Source organism: Flavobacterium aurantiibacter, assembly GCF_002251775.1.
GTDB lineage: Bacteria > Bacteroidota > Bacteroidia > Flavobacteriales > Flavobacteriaceae > Flavobacterium > Flavobacterium aurantiibacter.
This window is the reverse complement of the sequence record NZ_NOXX01000144.1, coordinates 1-11,522: the sequence shown is the minus strand read 5'-3', so window position 1 is coordinate 11,522 and position 11,522 is coordinate 1. Positions and strand designations below refer to the sequence as shown.

Here is an 11,522-nt window from a genome sequence, read left to right as displayed (position 1 = left end):
GTGTCAGATGATGGTTGGATACGTTGAGAACGCTACTTTAGGTAACGATGCCGGATTTGAAGGTACGATGTTACACACAGGTAATTCGATTTCAACAATTATTGAGCCAGGATCTAAGTACAGCATCCAAGCACGTGCGTTGCCATTTAGNAACAAAAAGTAAATAATTTTATTCATGATTTATTTGGTGTTTTGTTATTGCGTAAAATAGGTGTCGAAACGACCTTCAGTAATCACATATAAGGTTTGAGTAACTTCGTCAAAAACTTCAAATTCAAATGTTCCCGAAATAACATTAGTTGCATCATTAAAATATGTAATCTGGCAAATACCATTATAATTTAAATTTGTTGAAATGTCTCTTAATTCATTTGTAACTGAAAAAGTAGCAGAGCCACTTCCGTCATTACTAATTTCCAAATTGAAAGACGACATTTCTGCAAAGTTTACACCATTGCATCCTAAGTCTAATTCCCGAAAAATTTTATTACTGAAATTTGGCGATATATTAAAATAATACTCCCCATCCACCAATTGATAAAAGCAGTTAAAAAAACCGCTGTTGTCTACATAAGGCACGCCGTTAACCAAGCAGCCAAAAGTACCTGCTCCTGTCTGGGTTGCTGGCGGTAGGCATTCTATTCCTTGGCAGTTGTTATCGTCTTTGTTGCAACTGCTAAGCATAAAAAAAGTTAGCAAAAGTAGCAATAGCACTTCACTAACTTGTAACTTGCGTGTTTGGTATTTGTTACTATGTAGTTTCATATTTTAAAGATTTAAAAATTAGCANCTGAAGTAGGTGATTTCACCAACCGTTTCGAGATTGTTTACGTGGCTAACCCACTTGGTGTAGACAACCCATCGCTTGATGCCAACAATGTTGTGGTGTACAAGAAAGATGAGATGGTACACATCAATGCAGGTTCAGCGGTAATGGATAACGTAAAAGTATTCGATATCCGTGGTCGATTGATTCTAGAAGTAAACGACATCAACGCAAGCACTACTGTATTGAATACGCTACGTGCTGAGCAACAAGTGTTGTTGATTCAGATCACCACTACAGACAAGTCGGTTGTGACCAAGAAATTTGGTTACTAAGACAAGTTTCTGATAAAGCAAAGAAGCGCGGTCGAAAGGCCGCGCTTTTTTTATGCACATTTTTCTGGAAAAGTTTTTAGATGACGTTGAAATGTGGGAACGATTTTCTGTGTGAGCGGGCGCAACGACATCCTTTTTGCCCTACGGAATTTCCAGTACTGTATTGGCAAAAAGATACAGTGGAGCACGCGACGGCGCCACAACACTTCGGCGAAGCCACCACTGCGCCGGCACACCCAAATAAAGGCAAGAATCTATTTTTTAGTTGGGCAATCGCTCGATTCTTTTATCTTTGGTTCGAAAATAAGCACAGAAAAGTTTAATGCGATTTGAGAATCAGATAGGGCCACAAAGCAAGCTACTGTATTTTCCGTTAGCCGAAATATGGCGCTATCGGGATTTGTTAGTTTTGTTGGTACGCAGAGATGTGGTAACTGTTTATAAACAAACCATTTTGGGGCCGCTGTGGTATTTCATACAGCCCTTGTTTACATCGCTAATATTCACTTTGTTGTTCAATAATTTAGCGGGAATTGAAACGGGTTCGGTGCCTCCATTTTTATTTAACCTGGCAAGCATTACCGTTTGGAACTACTTTTCCACTTGTTTAACAACTACTTCGGATGTTTTCAAGACGAATGCCTCATTGTTTGGCAAAGTTTATTTTCCGAGAATCATAATGCCGTTGTCGATTGTGGTATCGAATTTATTTAAGTTCTTGCTTCAATTCGCAATTTTTGTAGGGTTTTACCTGTATTACATCGCGCAAGGAAGTTCAGTAAGTGTTAGTGTTTACGCGATTCTTTTACCTGTTGTTTTGTTGAACATGGCCTTGCTTTCGCTTGGATTGGGAATGTTTATTTCGGCTCTTGTTACCAAATACCGCGATTTAAGTTTTTTAATCAGTTTTGGTGTTCAGCTTTTAATGTATGTTTCCGCCGTTACCTTCCCGCTAGCGATGATACGCGAAAAACTCCCGAATTATGCGTGGATTGTTGATTACAATCCGCTGGCGTATATCATCGAGCACGCCCGTTTTATGTTGCTGAGTACCGGAACTTTTTCCTGGATTAGCTTTTTAGGATGTACACTTTGTTCTTTGCTGGTTTTTATCTTCGGAAGTATAATTTTTAATGCTACAGAACGCAGCTTTATTGATACAGTATGATAGCAAGCGAAGTAATTTTGAAAGTAGAAAACCTATCCAAGCAATATCGTTTGGGTGAAGTAGGAACGGGTACGTTAAGTCACGATTTAAATCGCTGGTGGCATCGAGTTCGAGGTTTACCCGATCCGTACTTAAAAGTAGGCGAAGCTAACGACCGCAGTGCTAAAGGTAACAGTGCTTACGTTTGGGCGTTAAAAGACATAAATTTTGAAGTGCAACGAGGCGAAGTTGTAGGAATTATTGGTAAGAACGGCGCAGGGAAATCGACTTTGCTTAAAATTTTATCTAAAGTTACCGCACCTACCGCTGGAACAGTAAAGTATACAGGCAGAATCGCGTCTTTATTAGAAGTGGGAACCGGATTTCATCCCGAGTTGACCGGACGTGAAAACATATTTCTCAACGGCGCAATTCTGGGTATGACAAAAAAAGAAATCGCCTCCAAGCTCAACGACATCATCTCGTTTTCGGGTTGCGAGCGCTATATTGATACACCCGTTAAGCGGTACAGTTCAGGGATGACTGTGCGTTTAGCCTTTGCCGTAGCAGCTTTTTTGGAACCTGATATTCTGATCGTTGATGAAGTCTTAGCTGTTGGCGATGCCGAGTTCCAAAAGAAAGCACTGGGAAAAATGCAAGATATATCTCGTGGCGAAGGAAGAACTGTACTCTTTGTGAGCCACAATTTAACTGCGGTGCAAACCTTGTGTTCGCGCTCATTCCTACTAAAAAATGGCGAATTAATATATAGCGGAGCGACCGCCGATGTTATCAGCAAGTATTTGAGTGCCGATGCTGAGCAACTGGGAAGTATTAATCTACAGGATCGCCTAGCTTCATTAAACGACGAAACAGTTTCCATCAATCAAATACTAGTGCAAGTTTCCGAACAGGGAAATTTAGCTTTTGATACCATTGAACAGGTGGAAATTTTATTTGATGTAACCGTTAAACAAGCGTGTTCCGGTTTGCGAATTGGTTTCGATTTGTTAGAGGAAAAGTCGGCTACCGTTTTATTTCGAGGTTTTCACGACGACGATGCCACCGAACTATCGTACTTTCCAGAAGGCAATTACCGTTTCTCAGCGCGAATTCCCGAGAAGTTGCTAGCACCTGGTGCGTACAAAATTCAGCCCGCTATCGGAATTCATAACAATCGATGGGTGCTTCACGACGCTGATGTAGCCATACCGATTGAAATCATTAACATAAACGGTTTGAATCGCGCTTACGCAGATACACGTCCGGGAAGTATCATGCCCCGTCTTTTATGGAATTCCATTCGCTCTAATTTTAATTCCTGAAGATGATAAAAACACTACTTTTTTGGGTACGGAAGTTTAAAGCCGTTTTTCAAGTGGCCGAAGCTAAATTGGTTGCCATTCAAAAAAAGAATCAAATAAAGGAATGGAATATACTTTTTAAATCGACCGACTCGGTCATTTTCCCCTTATCGCCTACAATAAAGATCAAATTGTTTAAACAGTCGGCTATCTCAGAACTCATTTACAGAGGTTTTGAAGAGTCGGAAATTCAATTTTTGAAAGAAACGCTCACAGAAGGCGACTATTTCTTAGACATCGGAGCCAATATCGGGCTCTTTAGTTTATTCGCCGCCGAGAAAGTTGGGTCAAGTGGAAAAGTTATTGCCTTTGAGCCTGCGCCAGATACATTCCAAAAACTTACTGAGAATATACAAATCAACAACTTTACAAATGTAGAGTTACACAACTTAGGGGTATCCGATCAAGTTGCAAAAATTCCTTTTTTTGTTTCGCAAAATGGGTATGATGCATGGAATAGCTTCGGAAAACTCACCAATAAAAGCCAAACCATATCAACTGAGGTTGAAGTAAAGCCGCTCGACAGTCTTTTGCAAGAAACCGATATTTCGAAAATTAAGTTGGTGAAAATCGATGTTGAAGGCTGGGAAAAATTTGTGCTACAAGGCGGCGAGCATTTTTTTAAAACGCAGCAACCTATTGTAATGATGGAGTTTACCGAATCAACCTGCTTTGAAGTAGGTTATATGGTCCAGGAGTTGTATGATATTATGGAAACCTACGGTTATCGTTGGTACGAACTTAAAAATCAGCAGTTAATTCCACATAAAAAGCAGTTGCATTATCCTTATAATAACCTGATTGCCAAGAAGTAATGTCGAAAAAATTCCTATATCTGGTTCAAGGCAGGAAGGTAAATGTACTTAAATATCATTCCTTGCAAAATGAGGAAAGCGATTTAGTGGTTGCAACGTTTGACGAAGAAGTTTCAATGGACGAAATGGCCTTGTTTAAGTCGTTTTTTATTCCAAAAACTACTTGGGCTGAAGGAAGAAATATCCAATACGAGTTTGCAAAGTCTATTTCAAATTCTTACGAGTATTATATTTTTTTGGATGATGATGTGGTTTTCGAATCGGGTTCTTTTCCTGAATTTCAAGAATTATTGTTGAAGTACAAACCAGCAGTAGGTTTTCCGCTGATGGATGTAGCCTACAATCGAGGATTGTACGATAAGCGCGCAGAAGTTCAACACATCCAAGTGATTGATCAGCAATTTCAAGCCTATAGCGCATCAGCATTCAGTAATTCAATCACAATGCCTTTGGTAACCGATTTTGATTCCGAAAGTTGGTGGTACGCTTGTGAAATCAATTCGTACCTGCTTTTTATGGAAAATGTCGGACACTTGGCGCAATTCAATCAAATGCGAGTAGCTAATGTGGGCCATGTTTGGAATGCCGAAGCTGCCCAAGCATACGAGTCCGACAGTATTTATCGCGGAGGCGTTACAGAAAATGGGCTAGAAAAAGTACGCGCATATATTCGTGCTAAGCATAAAAATATACAAGCATTCAAATATTCGCTGTTTCACCTAAAAGGAAAACCAAAGATTAGTAAGCAGCAGCTTGCCGCGAACAATTTCGAAACCCTTGTAAAATATCTGTTTTCCATTCAATTAAAAAAAGCGTGGAAAGCCCTAAATTTGCAATTGCGTGCGAGAAGTCATCGCTATCCCAGCCACTTAATTGTCCGAAAAACTGCTTTTAAAGCGAAAAAGCTGTGAAGAAACTGCCTATTTCTGCAATTATTGCCTCACGAAACGAAGGACATCTTCTAGAAGAATGTCTGAACTCCATACAGTTTTGCTCGGAAATCATCATAATAGATTTGAATTCGACAGATAATACTCAAGAAATTGCCCAAAGTTTCGATGCCCGAATAATACGCGAAACAAATCCCGCTTTGGTTGAGGAACTGCACGTTAAATATTGCACAGCAGCTTCTAACGATTGGCTCCTTACTTACGATCCCGACGAAGTTGTTTCCGAAGCACTAGCTGCTGAGATTTGCGAACTTTTTGAAAGAGACATAGCTGATAGCAAAAGTCATGTCATGGCTCCAATCCGTTACTACTTTAAAAACCGAATGTTAAAAGGCACTTCTTGGGGTGGTTTAAAATATCGTACGTTTTTGGTGAATCGAAATCGGTACACCTTTTCAGGGAAAGTACATTTAGGAGGTGCTGCTTTAGGCGATTGGACCGCATTGTATATTCCGTACCGAGGCAACAATCACATTCACCATTACTGGATGCAGTCATGGAACCAACTGCTGGAAAAGCATTGTCGATATCTCGAAAAGGAAGGTGAAGCGAGATTCAGCGCTGGAGAAAGAACTAATCTTTTAAAAATAGTAAAAACACCTTTTACAATTTTTTTTAAATCATTTGTAAAAGCCCGAGGTGTCAAAGACGGTTTAACCGGTTTTTTGTTATCACTTTTTCGTGCGTGGTATTTTACTACCGCGCAAATACGACTTCTTAAATATCAAAACAATCGCAGAAAATAAATCGCTTGAGCATTTTAGGTATTAACTTATCTTTGAGACATTAGCAGTATAAAATGAAAACAGCCCTAATTACTGGAATTACAGGTCAAGATGGCGCCTACTTAGCCGAATTTTTGTTAGCGAAAGGCTACAAAGTTCATGGCTTGAAACGACGATCATCTCTGTTCAATACCCAACGTATAGATCACATCTACGAAGATCCACATATTGAAAATCAAAACTTTATTCTTCATTACGGCGATTTAACCGACGCCACCAATCTCATTCGAATTATTCAGCAAGTGCAACCCGATGAGATTTACAACCTCGGCGCCATGAGTCACGTACGAGTGAGTTTCGATATACCTGAATATACCGCAAATACCGATGCTTTAGGATCACTTCGACTGCTCGAGGCCGTTCGTTTACTTAATCTAACGCACAAAACCAAGGTTTACCAAGCGTCTACATCCGAACTCTACGGCTTGGTGCAAGAAGTTCCACAATCCGAAAAAACGCCTTTCTATCCAAGATCGCCCTACGGAGTAGCCAAATTATACGGCTATTGGATTACCGTAAATTACCGCGAGGCCTACAATATGTTTGCCTGCAACGGTATATTGTTCAACCACGAAAGTCCACTTCGCGGCGAAACCTTCGTCACTCGAAAAATTACACGAGCCGTGTCGCAAATGGCACATAACTTAGAATCGTGTTTGTATTTAGGAAACCTCGATGCACAACGCGATTGGGGACACGCAAAAGACTACGTCGAAGCTATGTGGCTCATGTTGCAACACGACGAACCAACCGATTTTGTAATCGCAACCGGCGTAACCACTCGAATTAGAACCTTTGTCGAAAAATGTTTTCAAAAAGTAGGTGTTACACTTACGTGGAAGGGAAGCGGAGTCGATGAAATCGGAATTGTTAGTCAGTACAACGGAACGAGTCCAAAACTGCAAGAAGGATCCGTGGTGGTTCGTATCGATCCGGAGTATTTCCGCCCTACGGAAGTCGACTTACTCATAGGCGATGCCACCAAAGCGAGAACACTACTCGGCTGGAAACCCAAATATGATCTCGATGCATTAATCGACGAAATGATGGCGGCTGATTTGGAATTAATGCGAAAACAAGCGCAAATGAATCAACTGGACAAATGAATAAAGACGCCAAAATATTTGTAGCAGGCCATCGCGGAATGGTAGGAAGTGCCATTCTGGAAAATTTGCGGCATAAAGCTTATACCAATTTTGTGCTGCGAACCTCTTCAGAACTCGATTTGCGTGATCAGTTGGCGGTGGCACACTTTTTTGAAACCGAAAAACCGGAATATGTTTTTCTGGCTGCAGCTAAAGTAGGAGGTATCGTTGCGAATAATACGTATCGCGCCGATTTCCTTTACGAAAACCTAATGATTCAAAACAACGTCATTCACCAAAGTCATTTACATGGAGTGAAAAAACTGTTGTTTTTAGGTTCAACGTGCATCTATCCCAAATTCGCACCACAACCGCTGGTCGAAGATGCCTTGTTAACAGGCACTTTAGAGCCTACAAACGAACCCTATGCCATCGCAAAAATCGCCGGAATTAAAATGTGCGACGCCTATCGCGCGCAATACGGTAGGAACTTTATCTCGGCCATGCCCACCAATTTGTACGGCCTAAACGATAATTACGACCTGCAAAACTCGCATGTATTGCCAGCGCTATTGCGAAAAATGCACGAAGCAAAGCAAAATCAAGCCGCAAGTGTCGAAATTTGGGGCACAGGAACGCCGCTTCGAGAGTTTATGCACGCAACCGATATGGCTGATGCCTGCGTATTCCTAATGGAAAATTACAACGAAGGCGGATTTGTAAACATCGGAACCGGCAGCGAAATTTCTATCAAAGAACTCGCCGAACTCATAAAAAAGATTGTTGGATATTCCGGCGAACTCATTTTCGACGCTTCTAAACCCGACGGAACTCCGCGAAAACTTACCGATACCTCAAAATTGAATGGTTTAGGTTGGTTTCCTAAAATTGAGCTAGAAGAAGGAATTCGAAACGTGTATCAATCTAAATTCCTATGAAGCTCCTCTCGGTCATTACAATCAATTACAACAATCTGTCGGGTTTGAAAAGAACCGTACAATCCGTTGTAAGCCAGAAGAATATTCGCTTAGAGTATATTGTTATCGACGGAGGTTCAACCGACGGTAGTGCCGAATTCATTGCCGAAAATGCCAGTCGTTTTCATTATACCTGTTCAGAAAAAGACCGCGGAATTTACAACGCAATGAACAAAGGAATTGCACAAGCTACAGGCGATTATCTGTTGTTTATGAATAGTGGAGACGAACTCGTCGACGATCCGTACATTCTCGAAAAATGCTTACCATATCTGCAAAAAGACGTTGTTTCGTTTTCGTGCCAATTGAGAAAAAACGGCAATTTTCAAGGTATTCGTACACACGCGGCAAGTCCAACCTTGTTTCAATTATGGATGAGCGGACTCAAACACCAAAGCACGTTTATTAAGCGTAGTTTATTCGAAAAATACGGCAGTTACGACGAATCTTTTCGAATTGCAGGCGATTACGAATTCTGGATTCGAATAGGCATAAATCCGCAAGTACGTTTTCAAGGCGTAAACCAGGTAATAGCCATTTTTGAACTCGACGGCATTTCCCAACAAGGTACTTGGGGCGAAGAACACGAACGAATAGACCAAATGTGGTTGCCGCATCTAATTAGTGATTTTAAACGGCTTCGAGACCTACACCTGTTCGACAAGCCCGCGATTTTAGCTGCTGGAAAAGCACTTGCAAAGACTGTTAAACGCTTACGCAGAAAAAAATGAGTGCGCCAAGAATTCTTATCGCTGTAGATTCTATCAACGTAAACGACAGTAGTGGATCTCGAGCTAATGTAGCTATCATTCAAAATTTACGAGATACCGGATTTCAGGTCACCGTAATTCATAGCAGTTACCGTGAAATCGAAATCCCTGGTGTCGAAACGCGAAATATCGGTGAACTAAAATCAGATATAAATTATTGGCTTAGTCGAACGCAACGTGTAGCACAACGATGGTTCAGCTGGCCTTTGCACCGATTTCAAGAAGCGCGATTCGGTTTTTCGTTCACTTTTTTCAACGATGTAAATCGCTTTGAAAAAGAACTCATTACATTCGAACCGGCCGATTTCGATCTAATTATTACGCTCAGTAAAGGAGGCAGTTTTCGACCGCACGGAGCTGTTTTGCGAAATATCGGCTGGCATTCGAAATGGCTGGCGTACATCCACGATCCGTATCCGATGCACTTTTATCCGGAGCCGTACACGTGGACCGAAAGTGGCCACCAGTTTAAGGAGGCGTTTATGCGACGAATTACGCAAAAAGCTCAATTTATAGCATTTCCGTCGCAACTATTGCTCGAGCACATGTCTGCGTTTTTTCCCGATTGCAAGCATAAATCTTTTGTCATTCCTCATCAAAACGAAAGCGCACAAATTTCGTTAACCGAAGTTCCTGAGTATTTCGATCCGAAATTATTCAACCTGTTACATGCCGGTAATTTGATGAAACAACGCGATCCGGCAGGTTTAATTCAAGGGTTTAAAGATTTTTTAAACGAAAATCCGCAGGCGCAAAACCACGCTCGCTTGTATCTAATCGGACCTGCATCCTACCATCAAAAAGCCATAGAAGCCGCAATGGCAAACGTTCCTCAAATCGTATTTCTACCCAATGGCGAGCCGTATTATGCTGTTATGGGTATTCAAAATAACGCAGCGGTAAACATCATTCTGGAAGCCGATGCGCCCGACAGCCCGTTTCTTCCCGCTAAAATGGTGAATTGTACCGCGGCAGAAAAGCCAATCTTACATCTGGGACCAGCTCGTTCAGAAACCATGCGTTTGCTGGGCGACACGTATCCTTGGCACGCCGAAATTCATGACAGTCAACGAATTTCCAGCATATTGCAATCCCTTTTCAATCAGTTTTTAAACGGCGGCTTAAAAGCCGATTATCAATCTGATCGTCTGAACCATTATTTCGGAGCGCCGCATTTCAAACAACTTATCTTTGACAAATGTTTGCATCGGAAATAGAAATCCACATCACTACAAAAAACCGTTGGAATGAACTGCAATTTACTTTGCAGCAACTTCAAGCACAAAACATTTTTGAAACAGCAAAAGTGATTGTTTTCGATGATGGTTCAACCGATCGTACGAGTGATTTTATCCGAAACCAGTTTCCACAAGTGCAACTACTTCGAAACGGGCAATCGCGAGGATATATGTATTGTCGGAACCAGATGTTGAATCAAAGTAAAGCTCTTTATGCCGTTTCGCTCGATGACGACGCCCATTTCATAAATGGCGATGCTTTAAAATACGTCGTACAAAACTTCGAAAGCGATCCGTTAGCAGCAGTTTTAGCATTTCGAATATTCTGGGGTAAAGAAATTCGAAAATTTGAACGCAGCGATGAAACAGCTCACCAGGTACAGTCTTTTGTAGGTTGCGGTCACGCTTGGAGAATTGATGCTTGGCGGCAAGTACCTGATTATCCGGAGTATTGGAAATTCTATGGGGAAGAAGATTTTGCTTCATATTCCTTGTTTAAAAAAGGCATGAAAGTGCTTTATACGCCAGAAGTTTATGTACAGCATCGTGTTGATGTGCGTTCTCGAAAGCTACAGGACGATTACAGTTTACGTTTACAACGGGGCTGGCAATCTGGCTGGAATCTTATGTTTACATTTTATCCATTTCCTATGTTTATAAAAATGTTTTCTTATTCGATATTTTGGCAACTTAAGTCTCGAGTTTTCAAAACCGAACCAGAAGCAGTCTTTACAATGGGTAAGGCGCTTTTTTATTTCGTGTTAGATCTCCGATTATTAATTAAAGGAAGAAATACCTTGTTGAAAAGTGAGTTTACTGCTTATATGAAATTACCAAAAGCAAAAATCTATTTTCAACCTTCCGTCAAAAGTATAGTTTGACTTAAAATCTAAACATAATTTTGATTTTTCATTTCTTAATTTTTATACTGGCTTGTAAAGAAGTGGTAGTAAATTTTTGATATTTTACAATAGTAAGAGTATTTAACTTTCTCTTTCAAGATTTTTGGTAATAGGTATTTGGGATTTCTAGAGATACAATATTCGAAAGGATAGCAGTTTAAAAAATTAGCAGGTTGTATTTTTTTCAATTCAATTAGTCTTTTGTGAATATGAAAAGCATTTCTGGCTAACTGTAAATTAACTTTTGTTCCATTTAATTTTGAGAATTCTAAAAATTCAGGATCTTCTGAATAGTTTATCACGTCTAGATTACTGTTTATCGCTTTTAAAATTAAAGTTCCCTGTGTAAGCTTCCCATTAAATCGAACTGTTTAAAAGTAGAAAAATA

General features: G+C 40.5%; 12 protein-coding genes. 11 read left to right on the top strand and 1 reads right to left on the bottom strand.

The features are described from left to right. Positions 1 to 195: 195 nt before the first annotated feature. Positions 196 to 765: a hypothetical protein gene (locus CHX27_RS03125; RefSeq protein ID WP_133063402.1), complete on the bottom strand. Its 570-nt coding sequence runs from the start codon at positions 763 to 765 to the stop codon at positions 196 to 198. 66 nt (positions 766 to 831) lie between these two features. Between CHX27_RS03125 and CHX27_RS03120 the strand changes: the two genes are divergently transcribed. From CHX27_RS03120 to CHX27_RS03065, 11 genes are all read left to right on the top strand, one after another. Continuing rightward, positions 832 to 1,101, top strand: coding sequence for a T9SS sorting signal type C domain-containing protein (locus CHX27_RS03120; protein ID WP_094485311.1), 270 nt, complete (start codon positions 832 to 834; stop codon positions 1,099 to 1,101). A 322-nt stretch (positions 1,102 to 1,423) separates the two neighbouring features. Further along, on the top strand, positions 1,424 to 2,269 hold the full coding sequence (locus CHX27_RS03110; RefSeq protein WP_094485309.1) for an ABC transporter permease: 846 nt from the start codon (positions 1,424 to 1,426) through the stop codon (positions 2,267 to 2,269). Further along, entirely contained in the window at positions 2,266 to 3,573 is a 1,308-nt protein-coding gene (locus tag CHX27_RS03105; RefSeq protein ID WP_094485308.1) for an ABC transporter ATP-binding protein, read from the top strand. The genes CHX27_RS03110 and CHX27_RS03105 overlap by 4 nt, the downstream gene beginning before the upstream one ends. A 2-nt stretch (positions 3,574 to 3,575) precedes the next feature. Next, on the top strand, positions 3,576 to 4,427 hold the full coding sequence (locus CHX27_RS03100; RefSeq protein WP_094485307.1) for an FkbM family methyltransferase: 852 nt from the start codon (positions 3,576 to 3,578) through the stop codon (positions 4,425 to 4,427). Then, positions 4,427 to 5,338 (top strand): hypothetical protein, encoded by a 912-nt coding sequence (locus CHX27_RS03095; protein ID WP_094485306.1) that lies wholly within the window; start codon positions 4,427 to 4,429, stop codon positions 5,336 to 5,338. The genes CHX27_RS03100 and CHX27_RS03095 overlap by 1 nt, the downstream gene beginning before the upstream one ends. Then, a complete protein-coding gene (locus tag CHX27_RS03090; protein ID WP_094485305.1) occupies positions 5,335 to 6,123 on the top strand; it encodes a glycosyltransferase family 2 protein in 789 nt (262 codons plus the stop codon). Before CHX27_RS03095 ends, CHX27_RS03090 begins: the two co-directional genes overlap by 4 nt. A gap of 53 nt (positions 6,124 to 6,176) precedes the next feature. Then, positions 6,177 to 7,268 (top strand): GDP-mannose 4,6-dehydratase, encoded by a 1,092-nt coding sequence (gene gmd / locus CHX27_RS03085; RefSeq protein ID WP_094485304.1) that lies wholly within the window; start codon positions 6,177 to 6,179, stop codon positions 7,266 to 7,268. Further along, positions 7,265 to 8,185, top strand: a complete 921-nt coding sequence (locus tag CHX27_RS03080) for a GDP-L-fucose synthase family protein (protein ID WP_094485303.1) — start codon at positions 7,265 to 7,267, stop codon at positions 8,183 to 8,185. The genes gmd and CHX27_RS03080 overlap by 4 nt, the downstream gene beginning before the upstream one ends. Next, positions 8,182 to 8,955, top strand: coding sequence for a glycosyltransferase family 2 protein (locus CHX27_RS03075; protein WP_094485302.1), 774 nt, complete (start codon positions 8,182 to 8,184; stop codon positions 8,953 to 8,955). Before CHX27_RS03080 ends, CHX27_RS03075 begins: the two co-directional genes overlap by 4 nt. Beyond that, entirely contained in the window at positions 8,952 to 10,211 is a 1,260-nt protein-coding gene (locus CHX27_RS03070) for a glycosyltransferase family protein (RefSeq protein WP_094485301.1), read from the top strand. Before CHX27_RS03075 ends, CHX27_RS03070 begins: the two co-directional genes overlap by 4 nt. Next, positions 10,193 to 11,113, top strand: a complete 921-nt coding sequence (locus tag CHX27_RS03065) for a glycosyltransferase family 2 protein (RefSeq protein WP_094485300.1) — start codon at positions 10,193 to 10,195, stop codon at positions 11,111 to 11,113. The genes CHX27_RS03070 and CHX27_RS03065 overlap by 19 nt, the downstream gene beginning before the upstream one ends. The last annotated feature ends 409 nt before the right edge of the window (positions 11,114 to 11,522 follow it).